Raw genomic sequence first — 22,777 nt, 5'->3', positions numbered from 1 at the left:
GGCAATGGCGCGGGGAACGAAACGATGGCTGGCCGGGCTCGGCATCGCGAGCTTGCTCGCCCTGGGCGCGGCGGCGCCGGCCGAAGCGGCCACCGGCGGCAACAACGACTTCGGCTGCCGCCCGGGCGCGGCCCACCCGAACCCGGTCGTGCTGCTCCACGGCACCTTCGCCACCTACTACGAAGACCTCAACTTCCTCCAGGCCGACCTGGCCGCCCGTGGCTACTGCACGTTCTCCCTGACCTACGGCGCCTACCCGCAGTTCCCGTTCGTCGGCGGGCTCAAGCCGGTCGCGGAGTCGTCGCTGGAGATCAAGAACTACGTCGAAAAGGTGCGCGCGGCCACCGGCGCGGCCAAGGTCGACGTCGTCGGGCACTCCGAGGGCGGCCTCCAGGCGATCTACCTGGCCAAGATGCAGGGCATCCAGAGCGAAATCGGCAAGGTCGTCGCGATCGCCCCGCCGACGCACGGCGCCAACGCGTCGGGGCTCCTGACGCTGGCCTACACGCTGCTCGGCAAGTCCACGTGGGACACCATCGTCAAGACGATCGGCCTGCCGATCTTCGCCGACGAGCTGGACGGCGGCGCGGCGATCGTCGCGCTCAACACCGGTCCGGTCGCCCAGCCGGGCATCGACTACACGATCATCACCTCCCGCTACGACGAGCTGGTGACCCCGACCGAGACGTCGTTCATCCGCGAGCCCGGCGTGCACAACCGCTACGTCCAGGATTTGTGCCCGTTCGACCCGGTCGGCCACATCGGCGAGGCCTACGACTTGAACGTGTGGCACCTGGTTTCGGGCGCCCTCGACCCGGCGCACGCCACCCCGATCAAGGTCTGCGCGGTGGGCTCCCCCGGCTGAGCGGTCTGCCGCTTAGCCGAGGCCGATCGCGAACACGTGCAGGTTCGGGTCGGTAGGCAGGGTCACCGAAGCGATCTGCTTCCCGGCCGGGGCGTCGAGCGGGGTTGTCGCGTACACCGACGCTCCGCCGCCCTGGCCGCCCGGCTGGTTGCGGTGGTCGGTGCGCGCGACGAGCGTGTTGCCGAACACCGGGTCGGTGCCGCCGCCCGGGAAGACCCAGTCGCCGAACGACAGATCGGCCACCGCGGTGCTGCCGTCCGTGAAGGTGACCGTCGCGGAGCCACGGTGGTCGCCGTTCGAGGCCGTGCCGACGAACGACAGCCGGGTCCCGGACAGCCGGATCGTCTGCCCGGCCGCGACGACGTTGTCCGGCCGTCCCGCCGGCGCCGCGGGCCAGGTGAACGTGGTCCCCACCGCCTGGGACGCCTTCCCGCCGACCAGCCCGGCCACGGCCAGGGCCTGCCGGGAGAGGCTGTTCCCGGCGCCGTCGATGTCCGCCGAACCGGTGTCGCCGTCGTCGGAGATGCCCACGCCTCCGTACGCGGCCGCCGGCCCGCCCTGGGGCGCGACCAGCACGATCACCGACCCCGGCACCGACGTCCCGCCGCCGCGGACCGTCACCGGCACCTGGTAGTAGCCCTCGGGTGTCCCGGCGGCCACCGCGACCGTCAGCTTCGCGGTGCCGCTGCCGGTCCGGTCGTCGAGCCGCAGCTGCCGGGGGCCGGTGACCGTGATCCCGGCCGGCGCCTGGGTGGACACGTCCAGCACCCGGTCGTGCCCGCCAAGCCGTTGCCCGCTCGCCGTGACCTCACCGCTGGTGCCGGGTTCGACGACGACCTGGTTGGTCGTCGACGCCAGGAACGGCTTCTCCTTGTCCCGATAGGACGGTGGCGCCGAGTTCGCCGCCCACCGCTGGTCCGGAGTGGACGCCAGCGAGAAGTCCAGCCGCCCGCCGTCGCGCGCGGTGTTCGCGGGCAGGTACGTCCGGTCCCAGTCGTGGCCGTCGAATGACAGGTCGTGCACGTACGTCGCCGGGGCCTTCGGCGCGTGGATGTCGATCGTCCGTCCATTCGGGAGGGACAACACCGCCCGCTCGAACAGCGGACTGGCCACGACCAGGTCCGGCGTGCCCGGGGTCGCCGGGTAGATGCCGAGCGCCGCCCAGACGTACCACGACGACTGCGCGCCGAGGTCGTCGTTGCCCGGCTCGCCGTCCGGGGTCGCGCTGAACAGCGTCGTGGCGATTTCGCGGACCACCTGCTGGGTCTTCCACGGCTGCCCGACGTGGTTGTACAGGAACGGGACGCCGAAGTCGGGCTCGTTGCCGGCCCACATGTTCGGCTCGTTCGGGCCGACGTTCAGCTTCTGGAAGAAGGTGTCCAGCCGCTGCGAAACCGCCGCGGGCCCGCCCATCGCCGTGACGAGGCCGGCCGGGTCCTGCGGCACCAGCCAGGTGTACTGCGCGGCGTTGCCCTCGTCGAAGCCGTCCTGGCCGAACTTGCCGGGCGGCGGCGGCACGTACGCCGGGCCGTCCGGGAAACGGCCGTCCTGCGCGCGCGGCTGGAGGTAGCCCGTCAAGGGGTTGAAGATGTTCTGCCAGTTCTGACCGCGCTTGGTGAACTCGCGCGCGACGTCGCGGTCACCGATGCCCTGCGCGAACTGGGCGATGGCGAAGTCGTCGATCGCCCATTCCAGCGTGATCGACGCGCCGACGCGGGCGTGGTCACCACGGGAGGCGTCGTTGTTCGGCAGGTATCCGCGAGCGACGTAGTCCGCGATGCCACGGCGTTCCTGGTACGCACCAGGCGTGTCGTCCACCGACGTCGCGCCCTTGACCAGGTACTTCAGCGCGGTCTTGACGTCGAAGTCGCGGGCGCCGAACGCGTAGAGGTTGGAGATCAGCGCGACCGAGCTGTCGCCGGTCATCTGGCCGGTGTAGTCGTTCGCCATCGGCCAGCGCGGCCACCAGCCGCCCTGCACGGCGTCGTTCGTCAGCGACTGCGCCATGTCGCCGGCTTCCTTCGGGAAGAGCATGGCGTGCAGCGGCGCGAGCGAGCGGTAGGTGTCCCAGTCGGAGAAGTTCGCGTACTGGTGCCGCCCCTTCGGCAGCGTCCGGACCTGGTTGTCGAAGCCGATGTACCGCCCGTCCGCGTCGTCGAACGTGTTGGGGTGCATCAGCGAGTGGTACAGCGAAGTGTAGAACGTCTTGAGCTGCCCCACATCGCGCCCGGCGACGCGGATCTTGCCCAGCGCCTGCGTCCACTTGTCGCGAGTGGACTTCCGGACCGCGGCGAAGTCGAAGCCCGGGACTTCCGCGGCCGCGTTGGCCTTCGCGCCGTCGACGCCCACATAGGACATCGACACCTTGGCGTGCACGGTCCCGGAACCGAAGGTCAGGTACGCGCCCGCGCGAGGCGAGTCGACGCTGTCGGTGTCCGGCTTGACGGACGAGCCGTCCCACGTGCCGTGCGCGGTGAACGGCTGGTCGAAGGTGATGGCGTAGTAGACGGTGTAGGAGTTGCCCTTGCCGCAGAAGTTGCCGGTGGTAGCCGAGCCGCTGACCTCGCGGTCGCCGGTGATCTTCAAGTCCGCACGAGAGTTCCCGGCGAGGCTCGCACCGCCCTTGACGAGCACCTGCGGCGTCGACCCGGCGGGGTAGGTGAACGTCGCCAGCCCGGTGCGGGTCGTCGCGGTCAGTTCGGCCCGGACGTTCGAGTCGGCGAGCGTCACGGCGTAGTAGCCCGGCTCGGCCTGCTCGTCGTCGTGGGTGAAGTGCTCGACGCGGTCCCAGGGCGCGCTGCCGACGTCGCCGGTGACCGGCAGGATCGGCACGTCGCCGAACGCGTTGCAGCCGACCGAGGCGTGGTCGAGGCTGAAACCTCGGATCTGATCGGAGTGGTACTGGTAGCCGGCGTACGCGCCCTGCGTGTCCGGCGAGAACTGCATCATCCCGAACGGCGCCGCCGGCCCGGGGAAGTTGTTGATTTCGCCAACCGAGCTGCCACCCCGGCCGGTGCCGATCAGCGGGTCGACGTACGCCGAAGGGTCTCCCACCAGCGGAGCACCGGGTGACATCGTTGTCGGCGCCGCCGAGGCAACGGCGGGCACCCCGATCACCGCCGTCGTCACGAGAGCCGCCATGAATCTGAACCGCACCGGGTGCCTCCCGATCGACGCCGACCTTTTCATCCGACCTTTACCTGCTCCGGACCCCGGGTCAACACTTTGACAAAGACCTGGCTCGTGCCCGGAGGTATGAAGATCCGGTCAGGATCGGGTGGCGACCGTGTCAGGGCGCCTAACCTCGACGCCGTGTGCGCACGTGTACTGGTCGCCGAGGACGACGAGAAGCAGGCCGAGGTCCTCCGGCTCTACCTCGAGAGCGAAGGTCACACCGTCGTGCTGGCCCCGGACGGCCGGGCGGCCCTCGACGAGGCCCGCCGAGATCGCCCTGACCTGCTGGTTCTCGACGTGATGATGCCCGAGGTCGACGGCCTCGACGTCTGCCGCATCCTGCGCGGCGAGTCCGACGTCGCGGTCCTGATGCTCACCGCCCGCGCGACCGAGGACGACCTGCTGCTCGGCCTCGACCTCGGCGCCGACGACTACCTGACCAAGCCGTACAGCCCGCGCGAGCTGATGGCCCGCGTCCGGACGCTGCTGCGGCGGACGGCCACGCGCGACGAACCACCCGACCCGGCGTTGCGCGCCGGCGCGCTGCGCCTCGACCCCGTCCGGCACGAGGTGTCCGTCGGCGGCCGCCCGGTGGAGACGACGCCGGGCGAGTTCCAGCTCCTGGAAACGCTGATCCGGCAGCCGGGCCGGGTCTTCACCCGCCGGCAGCTGCTGGAGCTCACCCGCGGCGACGACCGGTTCGTCAGCACCCGGATCATCGACGTCCACGTGCTCAACCTGCGCAAGAAGCTCGAGCCGGACCCGCAGAACCCCGTCTACCTGCGGACCGTGTTCGGCGTGGGGTACAAGCTGACGGCGGACGATGACGCGTAGCTTCCCCCTCCGGCGCAGCCTCGTCGTCCGGCTGACGGCGGTCTCGCTGCTGATCGCGCTGGGCTCGATCGCCGCGACCGCGTGGCTCGCCGTCCAGACCACCACCCGTGCGATCCAGCAGGAACAGGGCCAAGCCCTCTCCGGCGACGCGACCATCTACACCGAGGTGCTCGGCTACGCGGCCGCCAACCACACCTGGGACCAGGTCGGGCCGAAGCTGAAGACGCTGTCGGAGCAGACCGGCCGGCGGATCGTGCTGACCACCCTCGACCGCCACGTCCTCGGCGACTCCGGCGGCGCGCCGGTCACCCTGCCGGTGAAGGCGACCGCGTCGGTCGACCCGCTGCACGTCGACGCGGTGCTGCTGCCCCAGGCCGGGACCAGCGGCATTGACCCGCGCGCGGTGGGCCCGTTCCGGCTGCCGCCGAAGGAACGCGACGACCTCGACGGGCTGGCCAGGAAGGCCGTCGCCTGCCTCGACTCGATGGGCATCACCGGCCAGGTGCGGGAGTCGGCGAGCGGGCGCGCGCAGCTCACCGGGACCGACCCGCTCAGCGTCCGCTACTTCGCGGCCAAGTGCGGGATCTACGAGCTGGCCACGCCGACCCCGACCGAGCAAGCCGCGCTCGACAGCCTCAACGAGGCCGTGAACCGCTGCCTGCAGAGCCAGGGCGCGGATCCGGTGAAACTGGACCTCGACCTCGAAGTCCTCGCGGTTTCCGACCAGGAGCCGAGCCGCGGCTGCCTCGACTCGGGCCGCCGCGAGCAGCTCACGCCGTTCGTCGCGCCGCCCGCGCTGCTGTTCACGCTCGGCCCGGGCGGGTCGCAGCTGCCGACGTTCACGCTGTCGCAGGAGAACCTGACGCGGATCCTCGCGGTGACCGGTGTCGTCCTGGTGCTGGCCGCCGCGATCACCGTGCTGGTCGCGCGCCGGCTGTCCCGGCCGCTGCGCGCGCTGACCGAGGCGGCGAAGCAGGACCGGCCGGCGCCGGTGAAGACCCGCGACGAGGTCGGCTACCTCGCCGCCGCCTTCAACGACCTCACCGCCCGCCGCGAACGGATCGAGGAGCAGCGCAAGGCGATGGTCAGCGACATCGCCCACGAGCTGCGCAACCCGCTCAACGTCATCCGCGGCCGACTGGAGGCCGCCGAGGACGGCCACCTGCCGTTCGACCGGGCGCTGTCGACGTCGCTGCTCGAGGAAACAGTGCTGCTGCAGCACATCGTCGAGGACCTCCAGGACCTCGCCGCGGCCGACGCCGGCCGGCTGCGGCTGCACCCGGAGCCGGTGGACGCGGCCGAGCTGGCCGGCCACGTCGCCGCCGCGCACGCCGACCGGGCCGCCGAAGCCGGCGTCACGCTCACCGTGTCGGCGCACGGCGAGACGGGGTTCGAGGCGGACCCGGTGCGCCTGCGCCAGATCGTCTCCAACCTGGTGACCAACGCGGTCCGGCACACGCCGGCCGGCGGCCGCGTGACGATCCACGTCTCGTCCACTGTGGACGAGGTGGTGATCGCCGTCGCGGACACCGGCACCGGCATCGCCGCCGAGGACCTGCCGCACGTGTTCGACCGGTTCTGGCGGGCCGAGAAGTCCCGCAGCCGCCAGACCGGCGGCAGCGGGCTCGGCCTCGCCATCGTGCGGCACCTGGTGCAGGCGCACGGCGGCAGCATCGACGTCGAGTCCGAAGTGGACTCCGGATCGACGTTCACCGTCCGGCTACCGAAGCCGGATCTCCGTGGTGAGGGTGCCGGGGTGCGGGACGCGCAGGACGTGCAGCCGCCGGGCGCCGTCGCGCAGGAACGTGACGGTGGTGGCGGTGACGGTCGCGCTCAGGGCCGTTCCCCAGCCGATCGTGACCGTCGTGCGGCCGCGGCGGATCGTCAGCCCTGACGCCGTCGCACTCGCGTTGGCGCCGTGGGTGACCGGCGTGCCGTCGGCGAAGCGCACGTCGTCGCCCGGGTGCAGGACCAGCGGGACCTGCTCGGTGAGCGGCGTGGTGCCCCGGACCGCGCGGGTGACGGTGTCGCCCGTGATCGTCAGGTCGGTCCGGATCCGGGTGTCCAGGCCGTACCGGACGACGACCGGCGCGGAGCCGGGCACCTTCCGGCTGCCGTCCCAGGCGCGGTCGCCGATGAAGTACGTCGCGTCCAAGGTGCCACGGGCGTCCGCGCTGCCGGCGGGCAGCACGCTCGCCCAGCACTGCGTGTCGTCCTGTTGCGAGTGGACGACCATGCCGGCCCGCGGGTGCCACAGCAGGCCCTGCGCGCCCCGGACGTAGCTCGACGGCCGCGTGCCCCAGAACCCGGCCAGGTACAGCTGCGGGCGCCGCACGTAGACGTAGGTCTGGTTCAGCTCGGTGTCCCGGCGCTGGACGGCGAAGTCGCTCGAGCGCAGGTACGGCAGCTGCCGGATCGACGCCTGCTTCTCGCCGTGCGACGGGAACGCCTCGCCGTAGGACACGTGGGCGAGGATGCGCGGCGAGGTGTCCTGTTTGGCCGGTCCGGGCACCGGGCCCGGCGTCCTCGCCCACTGCCTGCGCGTCTCGGCGCGGTCTTCACGCGTGGTGAAGAACGCGGCCAGGTCCGGGACCTCCGGCACGAACAGCGAGCCGAGGTTGGTCCGGTCGGGATCCGGGATCACGTCGTCGTAGTAGGAGACGTGCGTGCGGCTCGACGTCGCGACGTAGGTCAGCGAGCCCGAGCCGTCCGGCTCGCGGACGACGTTGTAGCCGAACCAGTCCGCGAACTTCCGGGCCATCCCGACGACCGTGCGGTTGCGGGTCAGCGCGTAGATCTCGGCCAGCTCCGGGAGCAGCACCTCGAAGTTGTAGTTGATGTCCATCCCGGTCGGCTCGTAGAAGAAGCCGGCCGCGCTCTGGCCGTTCGCCGCGAGGAACTCGATCCGGTCGTGCAGCTTTTTCGAAAGTCCGGCGTCGGGATTGAGCTTCAGCGCCAGCTGGGACGACGACAGCCCGGACGTGTTCTGGTTGGCGAACTCGATGGGGTGGGCCCAGATCGGGTTGGCCGGGTCGAGGAACCACGTCATGCCCTGGTGCAGCGCGGCTTCCAGTTCGGCGCGGCGGGCGGGCAGCGCGTTGACCTGGCGCAGGTTGGCGAGGGTCTTCGCGAGGTAGCCCAGGCCGAACCCGGTGGCGGCCTTGGACTTCTCGGTGATCGAGTACTCCGGGAACGAGCCGTCGGCGTGCTGCAGGTTCAGGTAGTGCACGATCGCCGCTTCGAGCCGGTCGCGCAGGGCCGGGTCCAGGTAGTACGGGTTCCACGGCCGCCGGTTCGCGTAGAACCAGCTGAGTGTGTAGACGTGCTCCTGGACGCGTGCGTTGTACGGCTCGCTCGGCGTCCGCCACCAGCCGCCGCCGAAGAAACCCACCGTAGCCGGATCGGTGGTTATGACATCGTTGACCATGCCCGGCAAAATGGCGAGGTAGGGCGCGAAGCGCTGCTCCGCGGGCGTGAAGAGCCGCCGCACCGGGGCGCCGGGCGGCAGCGGGGCGAGCGGCGGGAACGGACCGGCCGGCGGCGGCACGGCGGTCACCGCTGCCGACGCCGTCCCCGCGGCGGCGAGCCCGAGCAGGGCCGCCCCGGCGGTCCCGGCAAGCATGGTTCTGCGATCGATCACAACTGCCTCCTAGCCTTTGAGGCCGCTCTGGGCGAGCCCTTCGACGAACTGGCGCTGCGCGATGATGAAGACGATCAGGACCGGCACGACCGTGGTGGTCGCGGCGGCGAGCTGGACGTTCCAGAGGTGGCCGCCGTAGACGTCGACGTACTGCGTCAGCGCCACCGGCAGCGTGAACATGCTCTTGTCGGTCAGGTAGACCAGCGGTTCCAGGAAGAAGTTCCACGTGTTGAGGAACGTGAAGATGGCGACCGCGGCCAGCGCGGGTTTCGCGATCGGCAGGGCGACGCGCCGGTAGAGCCCGAACCGCGACAGGCCGTCGAGCAGGCCCGCCTCCTCCAGCTCCCCGGGGATCGTGATGAAGAACTGCCGCATCACGAACGTCGCCAGCACGCTCGGCGCGCCGAAGATCGGCACGACGATCAGCGGCCAGTGCGTGTTGGTCAGCCCGAGGTCGTCGACCAGCCGGAACAGCGGGATGATCGTGACCTCGCTGGGCACCATCAGTCCGATGAGGATCAGGCCGAAGAACTTCTCGCCGCGGAACCGGATGCGCGCGAACGCATAGCCGGCCAGCGAAGAGAAGAACATCGTGCCGAGCGTGACCAGCACGGCGATGTAGAGACTGTTGAAGTACTGCTGCGCCAACGGGAAGTCGGTGAACGCCGTCTTGTAGTTCTCCCACTGCGGCTGGGCCGGGAACAGCTTCGGCGGGTACGCGAGCACCTCGTTGGCCGGCAGCAGCGACGCCGTGATCATCCACCAGGTGGGGAACACGAACGGCACGGCCAGCACGACCATCACGACGTAACAGGCGATCTTGGCCCTACGACTCATGGAACACCCACCGCTTCCGCATCCGCCACTGCAGCAGCGTGAGCACGAGGATGACGAGGAACAGCACGACGGCGAGCGCGGAGCCGTAACCGAGGTCGTGGTTGGCGAAGGCCTGCTGGTAGAAGTAGAACACCAGCACGTTGGTGCTGTCCGCGGGCCCGCCGAGGGTCAGCACCTGGATCTGCGCGAACACCTGCAACGCGCCGGCGACCGTGATGATCGCCGTGAGCAACGTCGTCGGGCTGATCATCGGCAGGATCACCGAGCGGAACCGCCGCCACGGCCCGGCACCGTCCAATTGCGACGCTTCCATGATGGACGCCGGGATGCCTTGCAGTGCGGCGAGGAACAGCACCATGTTCAGGCCGACGTTCTTCAGCACCTGCACCACGATCACCGACAGCATCGCGGTGCCGTTGCCCCGCAGCCAGTTCGGGCCGTCGACCCCGATGGTCTGCAGCAGCGCGTTGATCCCGCCGTTGTCCTGCAGCAGGAAGTTCCAGACGATCGTCCACGCGACGAGCGTGACGACCACCGGCGAGAAGAAGACCGTCCGGAACACCGTGGTACCGCGCAGCTTCAGGTTGAGCAGCAACGCCAGCGAGAGCGCGAGCGCGAGGTTCAGCACGACCAGGCCGACGCAGAAGATCGCCGTGGCGCGGGCGACCTTGGGCGCGGTCGGGTCGTCGAAGAGCTTCGCGTAGTTGTCCGCGCCGGCGAACGCCGACGTCCCGGCCAGCAGGTTGACGTCCTGGAAGCTGTACCAGACCACCGCGGCGAGCGGTGCCACCACGAAGGCGAGGAAGCCGAGGGCTTGCGGGGCGATGAAGATCCACCCCGCGAGCTCGTCGCGCTTCTTCGAAGTGAGGGTCATTGGCTCAACGCGGGGTCGATGGCCTGGCAGACGCCGGCCAGCGAGGCGGGCACGTTCGCGTCCGCCTTCCACATCGGGTCCAAAGCGGACTGGACGAGCGACGCGATCCGCGCGCTCCCGGTGTGCGAAGGCAGCACCGCGCCGGTCTTGATCCCGTTGACCACGACGTTCTGCAGCTGTTCCTGGCTGAACAGCGGGTTCGCCTTGGCCAGGGTGGCCGCGTTGAGCAGGCTGTCGCGGGCCGGCGGGAAGTACTGGCCGAGCTTCGCCGAGTTGGCCGGGTCGGTGAAGAACGCGAGGAAGTCCGCGGCGGCCTTGGCGTGCTTGCCCTTCACCGGGACACCGATCCCGGCCTGCCCGATGACCTGGGCGTTCGCCTTCGGCCCGGCGGGCAGCGGGACGATGCCCCATGCGAACGGCTTGGCCTTGAGCAGCCCGGCGCGGCTGATCTGCGCGATGGTCAGGCCGGATTCGCCGGCGAAGAAGTCCGCCGTCGTGCCCGGGCCGGGCAGCGCCTTGTCGGTGAAGATCGCCTGGTGCAGGAACGTCATCGCGGACGTCATCTCGGGCGAGGTGAAGCCGCACGTCTTGCCGTCCGGGCCCCACGCGTCGGCGCCGAAGCCGCGCCACACCGAAGCCAGCAGCACCCACTGCTTGTACTCGAACTCGCGGATGACCAGGCCGGCCTTGCCGGTGTCGCGGGCGGCGACCTGGGTGGCGATCTGCTTGGCGGCGTCCCACGTCCACCGTCCGCTCGCGAGCAGCTGGTCGGGCGTCTCGGTGATCCCGGCCTGGGTGAGCAGGTTCTTGTTGTAGAACATGCCGAACGGCGACGTCGAGAACGGGTAGGCGTACAGGCCGCTGTCCTTGGTCCACAGTTTCGTGGCGGACGGGACCAGCTCGCCCGCGTTGTAGCCGGCGGCAGCGTCCAAAGTGGGCTTCAGGTTCGTCAGGGCACCGGACTGCACGAAGTCGGGGGCGTCGCGTTCGAGGATCCACGCCAGGTCGGGCGGGTTGCCGCCGGAGAGCTGGGTGGTGAGCGCGGCCGAGTAGGCGCTGGTGTCCCCCGGGACGACGTCGAACTTGACCGACGCGACCTCCGGGTGGGCCTTGCGGTACTCGGCGGCGATGGAGTCGAAGAGGGCGAGCTGGTTCTTGTCGGTCGTCCAGACCGTCATGCGCAGCGCGATGTTCGTGTCGTCGCCGGCGCCGCCGGAGCAGGCGGTCGAAGCCAGTGCGACGGCGGACAGGGCCGCGGCGGCGAGCAACCGGGTTCTACGGTAGGCCACAATGCCTCCTGGTTATTCGAATTAGCAGCGACCGTAAGCGTCGCGTCCCGGACTGTCAACCGGCGACACGACCGGTCAGCGAGTGTGCACAGTGGAGGGTTTCGCCGTGGTGGCGCCCTCGTGGAACGAACACGGCAGCAGCAGCTGCCGGTGCTTCGGGTTCTTCAGCAGCCCGACGAGGACGCGCACGGCGTGCGCGCCCATTTCGTGCCGCGGGATGCGGAACATCGACCAGTCCGTGCCGGTGCTCGGCACGGCGTGCGCGTGCGGCTGCTGCGACGGGTCGGCGTCGCCCAGCACCACAATCGAAAGGTCTTCGGGCACTTCCAGGCCGAGGTCGTGCGCGCACGCGAGGATGCCGTCGGCCATCGCCGAGCTCTCGACGAGCAACGCCGTGACGCCCTCGTCGAGCACCTGCCGCAGCGCGATCGCCGGGTCCTCTTCGACGAACACCGACGGCGGACGGCGTCTCTTGCGCGCCGCGGCTTCGTAGCCGCTGCGGCGATCGAGCGTCGGCTCGTTCTCCTCGGTCACGCTGAGCAGGCCGATCCGCCGGTGCCCGAGGGTCCACAGCCGCTCGTGGACGTCACGGGTGGCCGCGACGTAGTCCGCGCCGACGTAGCTGATCGGCCCGGTCGGCGACTCTCGGCGCCCGACGAACACGAACGGGAACTGCTCCTCGACGAGCTGCGCGAGCTCCTGCGGGTCGTTGTGCCGGCCCAGCAGGACCGAGCCGTCGGCGATGCGCAGCCGGTTCGTGCCCTGGTCGTAGATGCGGCGGCGCCCGTCGCGGCGGCCACCGCTGGTGAACAGGAGCAGGTCGAAGCCCTGCTCCTCCGCCTCCTCCTCGATGCCGAGCAGGAACGGCCGGTAGAAATCGGCCACGCCGGACGGGAACACCGACTCGTAGGTGAAGACGCCGAGGATCTGGTTGGTCCCGCCGCGCAGCCGGCGGCCCATGATGTCCACGGTGTACCCGGTTTCGCGGAGCACCTGCTGCACGCGGTCGCGGGTCTCGGGGGTGATGCGCAGGCTGTCGGAGCCGTTCAGCACCATCGAGACGACGGCCTGCGAGACGCCGGCCAGGCGCGCCACCTGGGCCTGCGTGACCCGGCCCGAACCCGCCGTCATCCGTGACTCCTTCCCGCGCGACTCCGTGAGACCTTACTGTGCCGTTCGGTACCGATCCGACCACAGTCACGGCCGGATGGCTCTCGTGGCAATGGCACGTACCGCTCGAGGGCCGGCCTGCTTTTGGCCGGATCAGTACCGGCGACACGGTCAGTACCCCCGCACTTCCGGCCACCGGCGTTCCACCCCGGCGGCGTCGAGCACGCGGGCGAAGTCTTCGAAGTGCCGTGGGTCCTCCCGCACCGCCCGCGGTTCGACGTCCTCGCTGATCGCGAACGCGGCGAGCAGCCCGGCGACCTCGCCGATGTTCCACTCCACCGGGTGCAGCCGGAAGCAGCCGTTCGTGATGTGCGTGGTGCCGATGTTCTTGCCGGCGGGCAGGAGGTTTCGGGTGCGGACGGGCAGCAGGGCGCCGAGCGGGATCTCGTACGGCACGCTGGCGACGTCGATGTAGTTGTCCCCGCCGGTCGACGGGTGCAGGTCGATCCGGTAGCTCCCGACCCCGACGGCGTCCTCGCGGCGGACGCGGCCGTCGACGCCGAGGATCTCGGCCGAGACGTCGTGCTCGGTGACGGTCGTGGCGGCCTTGATGCGCCGGGCTTCGCGGACGTACGCGGACTTCGCGAGACCGTCCTTCGTGTCGGTGACGTCGGGGCGGAGCTTGAGGCCGGGGAAGCCCGTGCCGCCGTCCGCGCGAGGGGCTTCGGTCTGCAGCCAGTACAGGACGGACAGGCTCAGCTGCTTGGCTTCTTCATGCGCCTTCGCGACGTCCGCCTCGGTGGTGTGACCGGGGATCGTGAGGGCGGGCTTGAGCCAGTAGTCGTTGAGAGGCCAGTTGACCAGCGTGATGTCGGAGTCGAAGGCGCCGTCGGTGTGGAGGTTGCGGGCGAGGATGCGGCGGAAGGCCCACAGTTCCTTGTCGCCGGCATCGGCGCTTTGGTCGGCGCTCACCGCGAGGGGGTCGCCGGGCGGGTTCGGGACGAAGGTGCGTTTGACGGGCTCGAGCGTCCGGGGGTCGGGCGCGACGAAGCCGAGGAGCGGACCGGGCCAGAAATCCGGCTGGTAGCCGCGCCAGAAGCCGTACATCTCCGGTTTGTCGATGACGTGGTTTTCGCCTTCGTGGTGGGAAACCGCGAAGCAGTAGGTGATGCCCTGGAGGTTCGCCGGGGCGGCTTTCCCGGGCGCGTGCGGCTCGCCGTGGTCTGCCTGGGATTCGGCGCCGGTGACGTGCTCGGTGCCGGTGAGCGGCAGGAGGTCGCCGTTCTCGGTGGCGTCGAGGACGTACCGGGCTTTGACGACGATGCGTTCTTCGCCTTCGAGGACCACTGCGTCGACGCGGTCGCCGGTGGTGTGCGCTTCGACTGGCCGGTGGTTGCGCAGGACGTGGATCCGCCCGGCGCTGACGTGCGGCGCGAGCATCGCCTCGATGACCGCCAGCGCCACGCGGGGTTCGCCGCAGAGCTTGCTGACCCTGCCCGCGCCCGGGTTCAGCTCCGGGCGCTTCGCGGCTTCGGCGCGGAGCGGGTAGTGGCGGCGGTAGTGGTCGCGGATGCCCTCGCGCAGGTCGCGGTAGGTGCGGGTGGAGCCGAACCGCTCGATCCAGGGGTTCTCGTCCGGCGGCACGGCCTGGGCGGTGAGCTGCCCGCCGAGCCAGTCGGTCTCCTCGGTGAGCACGACCCGCCGGCCGTGGGACGCCGCGGCCAGCGCGGCGGCGACCCCGCCGAGTCCCCCGCCGACCACCAGAATCTCCGTGTCCAGTTCCCTCATGAAGCCTTCCCGCGCTGATAATTCGAATTACTACGCGGGTATGGTGCGCCGGGACAGGTCCGGACGTCAAGAGCCAGAACCAGACAGACCGCGTGATCAGCTGGTCGACACGCGTGTCTGGAGAGTCGACACGCGTGATTGCCGGGTCGACACGGCGCGGGCTGGGGCTACGCCGCGTGTCGACCCTTTAATCACGCGTGTCGACCTCCCAATCACGCGTGTCGACCCTTCCGTCACGGGTTACAGGGGCAGGCCCGCGTAGTTCTCGGCCAGCTCGGTCGCCGCCGGCACCGAAGTCACCGTGCGGCGGAGCTGGGAAAGCTGGAGCTGGGCGTCGAAGTCGTCGCCGTGGCGGTGCAGCATCGACGTCATCCACCACGAGAAGTGCGTGCAGCGCCAGACCCGGCGCAACGCCGTCTCCGAGTACGCATCCACGAGTTCGTCGTTCCCCCCGAACGACGCCGTCAACGCGCGCGCCAGCAGCGCCACGTCGGCCACCGCCAGGTTCAGCCCCTTCGCGCCCGTCGGCGGCACGATGTGCGCCGCGTCCCCGGCCAGGTAGAGGTTTCCGTGCCGCATCGGCGTCGACACGAAGCTCCGCATCGGCAGGACGCTCTTCTCCGTGATCGTGCCCGTCTCCAGCGTCCAGCCGGAAAAGGCGAGCCGCGTGGACAGCGCCGTCCAGATCCGGTCGTCACTCCACCGCTCGATGTCCTCGTCCGGCGCCACCTGGAGGTAGAACCGGCTCACGCGCGGCGACCGCATGCTGTGCATCGCGAAGCCGTCCGGGTGCCAGGCGTAGATCAGCTCGTCCGCCGACGGCGCGACGTCGGCCAGCACCCCCAGCCACGCGAACGGGTAGTCCCGCTCCCGGACCTGGGCGTCCGGAATGGACGATCGGCTCGGCCCGTGGAACCCGTCGCAGCCGACGACGACGTCCGCGTCGACCCGCCGTTCCGCACCGTCAGCGTCCACAAAGGTCACGTACGGCGAGCCTGTCACGTCGTGCGGGGCGACGTCCGACGCCGAGTAGTACGCCGGCCGGCCCGCCTTCTCCCTCGCCACCATGAGGTCCTTGGTGACCTCGGTCTGCCCGTAGATCGTCACCGACCGGCCGACGAGGTCGACGAAGTCCAGGTGGTGCCGCTCGCCGGGCCACTGCAGGTGGATGCCGCGGTGCTCCATGCCTTCGACGTCGAGCCGGTCGCCGAGACCCACCGAGCGCAGCAGCTCGACCGTGCCCGCTTCGAGCACGCCCGCCCGGATCCGCGCCTGGACGTACTCGGCGGTCTGCCGTTCGACGAGCACCGAGTCGATGCCCTGGAGGCCGAGCAGGTGGGACAGCAGCAGCCCCGCGGGGCCGGCGCCGACGATGACGACCTGGGTGCGCACGGGAACGTCCTTTCACGCGGAGAGCCGAGCATGGAACGCCTGCCGCGGCTCGCTCTACGACATTCTCATTCAGTGAGAGGAATTCCGCATCGCGCGCGAGACCCCGCGCGCCGCAGCACGCAACGCCGGGATCTGCATCCGCGCGTCCGGGTCGTTGGGCACGATCACCGACAGCGCCGCGACGACGTCACCGTGCGGCCCCCGCAGCGGTACGGCGATCCCCGTGGTCTCCTCGTCGATGAAGCCCGCGCAGAACGCGTAGCCGTCGCGCCGGACGTCGGCGAGGAACCGCCGCAGCCGCTCAGGCTCGGTCAGCGTCGTGCGCCGGAAGGCCTCCAGTGGGGCCGCCAGCACCTGTTCCTGCCGGTCAGCGGGCGCATGAGCGAGCAACACCAGCCCGGACGACGACGCGTGCAGCGGCAGCCGCCCGGCCACCCGCGTCACGTTGACGACCGCGCCGGGCGCCGAGAGCCGCTCGACGAACAGCACCTCGCGGTCCTCCAGCACGGCGAGCTGCGTGTGGTGCCCGACGACGGCGTGCAGGTCCTCCATGAACGGCAGCGCCGCCTCGCGCAACCCGAGCGTCGGCGACGCGCGCGACGCGAGCTCCCACAACCGGACACCCACGCGGATCCTCCGATCGGTGTCGCGCAGCAGCCAGCCGTGCCCGACCAGCTCCTCGATCAGCCGCGACGCCGTCGCGACGTGCAGGCCCGCCCGCCGCGCGATGTCGGTGACGCGCAACGCGGGCGCGTCCGGTTCGAACGCCTCGAAGATCCGGACGACGCGCGTCAGCACGGAGTCGCGTTTCACCACGTCAGGCAGTGTGCCCCACCCCGCGGCGGGGCACACCGCGACGCATCACGGCAGCGAGTTCAGGAACGGCTCATGACTGTTCTGGAACTCCCAGTTGTAGTACTTGTCCCAGTTGATCGACCACGTCATCAGCCCGCGCAGCGCCGGCGACGTGCCGCCACGCAGCGTGTACGAGCCGCAGCCGCTGCCCTTGACCAGGCAGTTGACCGCCGTCTGGACGTCCGCGGGCGAGGTGTAGCCGTTGCCGGCGCTGACCGCCGCGGGCAGCCCGACGGCGATCTGGTCCGGCCGCAGCCCGGGGAAGAACTGCCCGGTGTTCGCCACGGTGAAGCCGGCCTTGAGCATGTCGGTCATCGCGATGGGGAACTCCGCGCCGCCCATGGTGTGGTACTGGTTGTCCAGGCCCATGACCGGGCCGGAGTTGTAGTCCTGGACGTGCAGCACGGTGAGGGAGTCCCGCAGCGCGTGGATCACCGGCAGGTAGGCGCCGGTCCGCGCGTCGCCGGCGCCCGAGCCGCCGTAGAACTGGTAGCCGACCTGCACGAAGAACGTCTCCGGCGCCATGGTGAGCACGAAACCCGAGCCGTACTTGGCCTTGAGCGACTTCAGCGCGGAGATCAGGTTGACGATCACCGGCGTGGCCGGGTTGCGGAAGTCGGTGTCGCCGGCGTTGAGCGAGAGCGAGTGGCCCTCGAAGTCGACGTCGAGGCCGTTGAGGCCGTACTTGTCGATGATCGCGGAGACGGAGCTGACGAACTTGTCGCGCGCGGCGGTCGTCGTCAGCTGGACCTGGCCGTTCTGGCCGCCGATGGAGATCAGGACCTTCTTGCCCTGCGCCTGCTTGGCTTTGATGGCGGCGGTGAAGTCGGCGTCGCTCTCGACGTTCGGGCATTCGGCGGCCGGGCAGCGGGTGAAGCGGATGTACCCGGACGTGACGGACGTCGGTTCGCCGAACGCGAGGTCGATGATGTCCCAGGCGGCGGGGACGTCGGCCATCCGGACGTAGCCGGAGCCGTTCGCGAAGCTGGAGTGCAGGTAGCCGATGAGCGAGTGCTTGGGAAGGCCGGTGTCGACGCAGCCGGTGGTGGTGGCGCTGGTCGTCGAGCTCTTCGGTGATTCGCCTGCCGAGTTGTACGCGGCGACCGCGTAGCTGTGGGTTTCGCAGGCTTTCAGGCCGGAGATGGTGGCGCTGGTCCCGGTGACGGTGGCGACGGCGGTGTTGCCTTCGTAGACGCGGTATCCGGTGACGGTGCCGGCGGCGGCGCCCCAGCTCAGCGCGATGGAGTTGGTGGTGACGCCGCCCGTCGCCGGGGTCCCGGGCGCACCGGGAGTGCCGGGGGTGCTGCCGCCGGGGCCGTCGAGGACGACGGCGTCGGCGTAGTAGGTGCCGGCGCCGTACCAGCCGTGGAGGTAGAGCTGGGCGGAGGTCTGGTTGCCGGTGGTGAAGGTGAGGGACAGCTGGTTGTAGGCGCCCGAGTTGCCGGACCAGGTGGAGGCGCCGCCGGTGATGCCGAGGTAGACGGGGTTCCCGCGCACCCAGGCGGAGACGGTGTAGGTGGTGTTCGGCAGCACGGACACCGTCTGCGCGCACTGGGCGTAATCGGCGCCGACCGGGGTGCCGGCGAGGGCGTGACCACCGCCGTGCACGGGCGTGGTGACGGTCGTGGCGTTGGCGCAGGTCCAGCCGGAGAGCGAGCCGGCTTCGAAACCGGGGTTGGCGAGGAGGTTGGCCGCCTCGGCGTGACCGGCCGCGAGACCGGAGAGAGCCAGCACGAAGGCGGCGAGGGTTGCGGACAGTCTGGAACGCCTCATCGGGTCCTCCAGTCGGGGAGATACCGATATTGTCTAGACCAATATGTAAAATGTCCAGACCAACCGAGGGTGACGGCGGGCCTTGCGTCGCCGGCCGAAGGCGGCGTCGAGCCCAGGCGAACGGTGGGCCCGGCGGTGTCCTCGGTAGCGCTCGCCCGTCAGCACCTCACCAGCGACGCGGCCACCACCCGCGTCCGCCCCGCGCGAGCCCGGTCGATCACCTGCACACTGCTCCACCCGGCCGGAACCCGCTCCGCCAGCAGCGCCTCCCGCCACCGCCCCACCCGGCGGACGTGCCGGGCGAACGACCGCGGCCGCACGATCCGGCCCCGGCTGCGCTGCCCCGCCAGCGCCTCCGAAGCCGTCACGTCCAGGAACAACAACCGCACCGGGCGGCCACTCACCGCGCCCACCAATGCCAGCAACGCGCGAGTCGACGCTCGCGTCGACGGCTCGTGGACCACGATCGGCCCCGCCGCCCAGGCGCGCCGGACCACCCGGGCCCGGTGCCACGCGTGGACCACCGGCCGGTAGCACCGGTACGGCACCGACGGGACCGCCGCCGCCAGCCGGGCGCGGACCTGGTCGGAGTCCAGCACCACCAGGCCGGGCGCGGCGTGGTGGAGCATCGTCGTCTTGCCCGCGCCGGGCAGGCCCGCCACCACGAGCAGGTCGCGGGGCCCGAGCTCGATCACCGTGGTCTCGCTCATGCCCCGTCAACGCCCCGACGAAGGTAATGGTTCCTTTACCTTTAACTCACGGAGTGTAATCCGACCGAGCACAGACCCGACCGTACGGCCCGCGCCACCCGGCGAGACGCCCTGATGTCACCTCCCGTGCCCGAAGTCACCCAGTCGCCTGAAAACCCATGCGCGGCAAGGCATCCGTCGCCGGGGAACCGCTTCGGGTGAAGATCGTCCGCACCCCTTCCCGGCGTCCGGATTTTCCCTATCTTCTGGAAGGAACGCACTGCTAGAACAGGGGAACTCGCCATGACCCAGTCGCTGGAACTCCCGGTACAGGAATTCTGTCTCGAGTGGACGCTCACGGGCGATGACGGCGGCCGGGTCGGGGTCACGCTCTCCGGGCAGGTCTCCCTGCTCGACGACAACCGGTTCTACAAGATCGACGGCGTCGTCTACGTCACCGAGGGTGACGCCGACATCCGCGCCGTCGGGAACCCGTGCCTGTCCGTGCGGCGCAACGGCGTCGAAAAGACCGGGAGGCAGTGGGGCTGGGAGATGTGTTCGGCCCGCAAGCGCCTCGCCGCGCTGAACACGATGGAGGGCTACTTCGTCCGCACCGGCTACTGGGCGCCGGCCGACCGCGCCATCCAGCTGAGCCTCTGCGCCGAATCCGGGTGGAGCCGGCGCAAGAACTACAGCCCGCACGTCACCGTCCGGATGGTCGACTGACCACTGTGGACGCCCGCCGCCGCGCCGCCGCGACGACGAGCCCGGCCGCGACCGCGCCCGCCACCGCGCACCCGGCGCCGTACCCCGGGGCCGGTTCGTGCACGCGCAGCACCGACACGCACAGCCACGCCACCGCACCGAACAGCAGGCCCAGCACCGGTCCGCCGACCGACGCGCCGCGCCAGCGGTGGCCGTTGCGGACGGTCCGCAGCCCGGACTCGAGGTAGGCGAGCGCGAACAGCGCGAGGATGAGACTGCCCGCGCCCATCGCGCTGGCCAGCGGGTGCTGGCTGGTGAGCAGCGTGAACGTCTGCGTGACGGGCCCCGTCCGCACCGTCGCCGTGACCGCGCCGCCGACGACCCACCGCGCGATCGCCGGCAGGGTGAGCTGCGCGGTGAAGCCGTTGCCGGCCGCCTTCGCGTCGGTTTCGGCCGAGCCCAGCGGGATCCCGGCCGCCGACAGCGTGAGCGCGACGCGGCCGGGGTTGCCGGTGCCGGCCAGCGTCAGCGGCTTGCTGAGGTCGACCTCGACCGGCACCGCGACGGGCTGGGTGCCGAGGTTCAACGTCGGCGACGCCTGGTGCGGCAGCCGCTCCGGGTTGAGGAGAGCGAGGACGACCAGCACGAGCGCGGCCGCCGCCGCGGCCAGCCGCAGCCACCGCACGGTGGCCCGCGGGCCGCGTCCCGGATCCGGCGGGCCGGAACCGTCACCCGGCCGGCCGGAGTCCGGACCGCCGCCGACCGGCCCGGAGCCGGTGTCCGGCGACCCGCTCGGCGCGACCAGCGTCGCGTGGGGTCCCGAAGGTCGCGCCACCGGCCGCGTCGGGGCCTCCTCCGGCGCGGTGGGCGAGTTGAGCCCGGCGATCACCCGCGGCGTCAGGTGCAGCACCGGCACCCCGGACCGTTCGAGCCAGCCCGGCCCGTAGACGGCGGTCGCGGCTCCGGCCAGGTCGGCCGCGAAGGACTCGGCTTCCCGATAACGCGAATCGAGTTCGCGCGCGAGGCTGCGCATGACGACGCCCGCGATCGGCATCGGCACGCCCGCGATCGGCCGCGGGTCGGTGAACATGTGCTGGCGCATCATGCTGATCGCGCCGCGCGTGTTGTCGAACGGCAGCTGCCGCGACAGCAGCTCGTAGAGCACCGTGCCGGCCGCGTAGACGTCGGCCGCCGGGCTCAGCGCGTTGCCCATCGCCTGTTCGGGCGCGATGTAGGCCGGGGTCCCGAGGATCTCGCCACCGTGCGTGACGAGCGTGGCGCCCTCGCTGATCACCCGCGCGATGCCGAAGTCCGCCACCTTCACCACGCCCTGCAGGTTGAACAGCAGGTTCCGCGGCTTGACGTCGAGGTGCAGCACGCCGGCCCGGTGCGCCGCGTGCAGCCCGGCGAGCATCGCCAGCCCGATCGCGCACGCCTGCTCGCCGCTGACGCCGCCGCCGTGGAACCGGCTGTGCACGGTGCCGCCGTCCAGCCGTTCCATGACCAGCAGGTGCTCGCGGCCGGTGCGGACGTAGTCGTACACCGGCACGATGTGCGGGTGGTCCAGGCTGGCCAGCACGCGGGCCTCGCGGTCGAACAGCTCGCTGCTCGCCTGGTGGTCGAGCACGTCCCAGGGCAGCTGCTTGATCGCGACGCTGCGCCCGAGCGTCCGGTGCGTCCCGGCGAACACGACGCCCATGCCGCCTTCGCCGATCTCGGCGCCGATGTCGTACTGCGGCAGCGCGGCGACCAGCTCGGCCGGTGCGCTCATCGGGTGAATTCCTGCGTGGGCGGGATCGCCATCCGGACGGTGGCGTCCCGGTCGGTGCTGCCCCGGTCGGTGGAGTCCCGGCCGGTGGAGTCCCGGCCGGGGACGGCGGGCGGCGCCGGGTGCGGCGTCAGGTAGCCGAGCAGGAACGCGATCGCCGCGGCGCCGAGCACCACCGGGATCTCGATCGCCGGCTCCGGCGGGACCAGCCGCAGCACCGACAGCGTGATCACCGCGACCAGGCCGGTGCCGAACCCGGCGGGCAGGAACCGCAGGCCGCGGCGCCAGCGGTTGGGCGCGAGGCGGTGCCGGGCCAGCGCGAGCAGCGCGGTCAGCCAGGCGAGGACGGTGAGCACGAGCATCGCCAGGCCGAACACGCCGTAGACCGACCAGAAGGAGCCCTGGACGTCGGCGACCGTCGTCGCCTCGCCGAGCGTCGCGCGCTGGGCGTCGAGCAGCTCGACCGACGACGGCAGCAGCCCGGTCGCCTGTCCGGTGAGGTCGCCGAGGTCGAGCACGAACGTCCGGGTGATCGAGCCCCGCGCCGGCACTTCGAACGGCGCGGTCGTGTCGTAGGCGAAGAAGGTGAGGGCGAGCGCGACGCCGGAGAGCCGCACGCTGCGGACCTTCACCGGCGCGGTGCCCGGGTTGGTGGCCACGACCTGCAGCTCGACCTGCTGGGCCGGGTCGATCGGGACCGTGACGTCGGCGATCGGCCGCCGGTCGATCGACACCTGGACCCCGAGCGAGTCGGACTGGGCCGAGCCGGACTGGGCCGACGCGGGTGGCGCGCCGAGCAGCACCCCGCACAAACCCAACGCAACCCCCGCCGCGATGACACGTCCCATTGGGCATCCCCTACTTGCGTTATCCGACTGGTCCGGAATGCTACAGCGAGCACACACCGGGGAGGGACGTCCCAATGCGATTCGTGGTTCGGTTGTTTTTCGGCACCGTGGCCGGAGTGATACTCCTGCTCACGTTCGCGGGTAACGCCGGCGCACAAGTTCCGCCTTCGGTTGGTTTGAAACCGTCGAGTGGTCCGGCGGGCAGTTCCTTCACCATTTCCTGGAATGGTTTCGCGGTGTGCCGGATCATCAATTTCACCTGGGCCGGCACCTCGCTCGGCTCGAAGGTGGCTCCGGCGACCAGCGGATCGTTCGCCACGGCCGTGCCCGCCGGCG

17 protein-coding genes are annotated in these 22,777 nt (G+C 70.8%); 4 read left to right on the top strand and 13 right to left on the bottom strand.

Going from position 1 to position 22,777, the window contains the following annotated elements:
- Window positions 1–4: 4 nt before the first annotated feature.
- Complete coding sequence (locus AB0N03_RS02105; protein WP_364363915.1) at window positions 5–865, top strand: alpha/beta fold hydrolase; 861 nt, start codon at window positions 5–7, stop codon at window positions 863–865.
- A 12-nt stretch (window positions 866–877) separates the two neighbouring features.
- On the opposite strand, the gene AB0N03_RS02100 is transcribed toward AB0N03_RS02105, so the two are convergent.
- Entirely contained in the window at window positions 878–4,021 is a 3,144-nt protein-coding gene (locus tag AB0N03_RS02100; RefSeq protein WP_364363912.1) for a GH92 family glycosyl hydrolase, read from the bottom strand.
- A gap of 156 nt (window positions 4,022–4,177) precedes the next feature.
- Here AB0N03_RS02100 and AB0N03_RS02095 point away from each other — a divergent pair, with 156 nt between their 5' ends.
- Both AB0N03_RS02095 and AB0N03_RS02090 read left to right on the top strand, forming a co-directional pair.
- Window positions 4,178–4,873, top strand: coding sequence for a response regulator transcription factor (locus tag AB0N03_RS02095; protein ID WP_364363909.1), 696 nt, complete (start codon window positions 4,178–4,180; stop codon window positions 4,871–4,873).
- On the top strand, window positions 4,863–6,767 hold the full coding sequence (locus AB0N03_RS02090) for a HAMP domain-containing sensor histidine kinase (protein ID WP_364363906.1): 1,905 nt from the start codon (window positions 4,863–4,865) through the stop codon (window positions 6,765–6,767). The genes AB0N03_RS02095 and AB0N03_RS02090 overlap by 11 nt, the downstream gene beginning before the upstream one ends.
- 1,755 nt (window positions 6,768–8,522) lie before the next feature.
- Here AB0N03_RS02090 and AB0N03_RS02085 read toward each other — a convergent pair.
- The 9 genes from AB0N03_RS02085 to AB0N03_RS02045 form a co-directional block, all read right to left on the bottom strand.
- A complete protein-coding gene (locus tag AB0N03_RS02085) occupies window positions 8,523–9,350 on the bottom strand; it encodes a carbohydrate ABC transporter permease (protein ID WP_364363903.1) in 828 nt (275 codons plus the stop codon).
- Complete coding sequence (locus AB0N03_RS02080; protein ID WP_364363900.1) at window positions 9,340–10,224, bottom strand: sugar ABC transporter permease; 885 nt, start codon at window positions 10,222–10,224, stop codon at window positions 9,340–9,342. The genes AB0N03_RS02085 and AB0N03_RS02080 overlap by 11 nt, the downstream gene beginning before the upstream one ends.
- On the bottom strand, window positions 10,221–11,513 hold the full coding sequence (locus tag AB0N03_RS02075) for a sugar ABC transporter substrate-binding protein (RefSeq protein WP_364363897.1): 1,293 nt from the start codon (window positions 11,511–11,513) through the stop codon (window positions 10,221–10,223). Before AB0N03_RS02075 ends, AB0N03_RS02080 begins: the two co-directional genes overlap by 4 nt.
- A 75-nt stretch (window positions 11,514–11,588) precedes the next feature.
- Window positions 11,589–12,644: a LacI family DNA-binding transcriptional regulator gene (locus tag AB0N03_RS02070; RefSeq protein ID WP_364363894.1), complete on the bottom strand. Its 1,056-nt coding sequence runs from the start codon at window positions 12,642–12,644 to the stop codon at window positions 11,589–11,591.
- Between the two features lie 150 nt (window positions 12,645–12,794).
- Entirely contained in the window at window positions 12,795–14,411 is a 1,617-nt protein-coding gene (locus AB0N03_RS02065) for an FAD-dependent oxidoreductase (RefSeq protein WP_364363891.1), read from the bottom strand.
- A gap of 240 nt (window positions 14,412–14,651) precedes the next feature.
- Window positions 14,652–15,803 carry a 4-hydroxybenzoate 3-monooxygenase gene (locus tag AB0N03_RS02060; protein WP_364363889.1) on the bottom strand — a complete coding sequence of 384 codons (1,152 nt, stop codon included), beginning with the start codon at window positions 15,801–15,803 and terminating at the stop codon, window positions 14,652–14,654.
- 69 nt (window positions 15,804–15,872) lie between these two features.
- A complete protein-coding gene (locus AB0N03_RS02055) occupies window positions 15,873–16,616 on the bottom strand; it encodes an IclR family transcriptional regulator (RefSeq protein ID WP_364364259.1) in 744 nt (247 codons plus the stop codon).
- 48 nt (window positions 16,617–16,664) lie between these two features.
- Window positions 16,665–18,431 carry a glycoside hydrolase family 18 protein gene (locus AB0N03_RS02050; protein WP_364363886.1) on the bottom strand — a complete coding sequence of 589 codons (1,767 nt, stop codon included), beginning with the start codon at window positions 18,429–18,431 and terminating at the stop codon, window positions 16,665–16,667.
- 158 nt (window positions 18,432–18,589) lie between these two features.
- A complete protein-coding gene (locus AB0N03_RS02045) occupies window positions 18,590–19,141 on the bottom strand; it encodes an AAA family ATPase (protein ID WP_364363883.1) in 552 nt (183 codons plus the stop codon).
- Between the two features lie 282 nt (window positions 19,142–19,423).
- On the opposite strand from AB0N03_RS02045, the gene AB0N03_RS02040 reads away from it, so the two are divergent.
- The gene (locus AB0N03_RS02040; RefSeq protein WP_364363880.1) at window positions 19,424–19,846 is read left to right on the top strand and encodes a hypothetical protein; all 423 of its coding nucleotides are present in this window, start codon (window positions 19,424–19,426) and stop codon (window positions 19,844–19,846) included.
- On the opposite strand, the gene AB0N03_RS02035 is transcribed toward AB0N03_RS02040, so the two are convergent.
- From AB0N03_RS02035 to AB0N03_RS02025, 3 genes are read right to left on the bottom strand one after another with little or no spacing between them, the layout of a single operon-like run.
- Complete coding sequence (locus tag AB0N03_RS02035; RefSeq protein WP_364363877.1) at window positions 19,824–21,596, bottom strand: serine/threonine-protein kinase; 1,773 nt, start codon at window positions 21,594–21,596, stop codon at window positions 19,824–19,826. The two genes, AB0N03_RS02040 and AB0N03_RS02035, sit on opposite strands and share 23 nt — an antisense overlap.
- Window positions 21,593–22,441 (bottom strand): hypothetical protein, encoded by an 849-nt coding sequence (locus AB0N03_RS02030; protein ID WP_364363874.1) that lies wholly within the window; start codon window positions 22,439–22,441, stop codon window positions 21,593–21,595. The genes AB0N03_RS02035 and AB0N03_RS02030 overlap by 4 nt, the downstream gene beginning before the upstream one ends.
- A gap of 40 nt (window positions 22,442–22,481) precedes the next feature.
- The gene (locus AB0N03_RS02025) at window positions 22,482–22,760 is read right to left on the bottom strand and encodes a hypothetical protein (RefSeq protein ID WP_364363871.1); all 279 of its coding nucleotides are present in this window, start codon (window positions 22,758–22,760) and stop codon (window positions 22,482–22,484) included.
- Between the last annotated feature and the right edge of the window lie 17 nt (window positions 22,761–22,777).

The sequence above is a fragment of the Amycolatopsis sp. NPDC051061 genome, from assembly GCF_040682935.1.
Taxonomy (GTDB): domain Bacteria; phylum Actinomycetota; class Actinomycetes; order Mycobacteriales; family Pseudonocardiaceae; genus Amycolatopsis.
The sequence above is the reverse complement of the archived record's forward strand: the minus strand, read 5'-3'. Positions and strand labels throughout refer to the sequence as shown.

Coding starts and splice junctions, on each gene's coding strand:
- AB0N03_RS02080 (WP_364363900.1), bottom strand. CDS start 10,224: ATGACCCTCACTTCGAAGAAGCGCGACGAGCTCGCGGGGTGGATCTTC.
- AB0N03_RS02070 (WP_364363894.1), bottom strand. CDS start 12,644: ATGACGGCGGGTTCGGGCCGGGTCACGCAGGCCCAGGTGGCGCGCCTG.
- AB0N03_RS02090 (WP_364363906.1), top strand. CDS start 4,863: ATGACGCGTAGCTTCCCCCTCCGGCGCAGCCTCGTCGTCCGGCTGACG.
- AB0N03_RS02050 (WP_364363886.1), bottom strand. CDS start 18,431: ATGAGGCGTTCCAGACTGTCCGCAACCCTCGCCGCCTTCGTGCTGGCT.
- AB0N03_RS02045 (WP_364363883.1), bottom strand. CDS start 19,141: ATGAGCGAGACCACGGTGATCGAGCTCGGGCCCCGCGACCTGCTCGTG.
- AB0N03_RS02040 (WP_364363880.1), top strand. CDS start 19,424: ATGACCCAGTCGCTGGAACTCCCGGTACAGGAATTCTGTCTCGAGTGG.
- AB0N03_RS02065 (WP_364363891.1), bottom strand. CDS start 14,411: ATGAGGGAACTGGACACGGAGATTCTGGTGGTCGGCGGGGGACTCGGC.
- AB0N03_RS02035 (WP_364363877.1), bottom strand. CDS start 21,596: ATGAGCGCACCGGCCGAGCTGGTCGCCGCGCTGCCGCAGTACGACATC.
- AB0N03_RS02105 (WP_364363915.1), top strand. CDS start 5: ATGGCGCGGGGAACGAAACGATGGCTGGCCGGGCTCGGCATCGCGAGC.
- AB0N03_RS02085 (WP_364363903.1), bottom strand. CDS start 9,350: ATGAGTCGTAGGGCCAAGATCGCCTGTTACGTCGTGATGGTCGTGCTG.
- AB0N03_RS02030 (WP_364363874.1), bottom strand. CDS start 22,441: ATGGGACGTGTCATCGCGGCGGGGGTTGCGTTGGGTTTGTGCGGGGTG.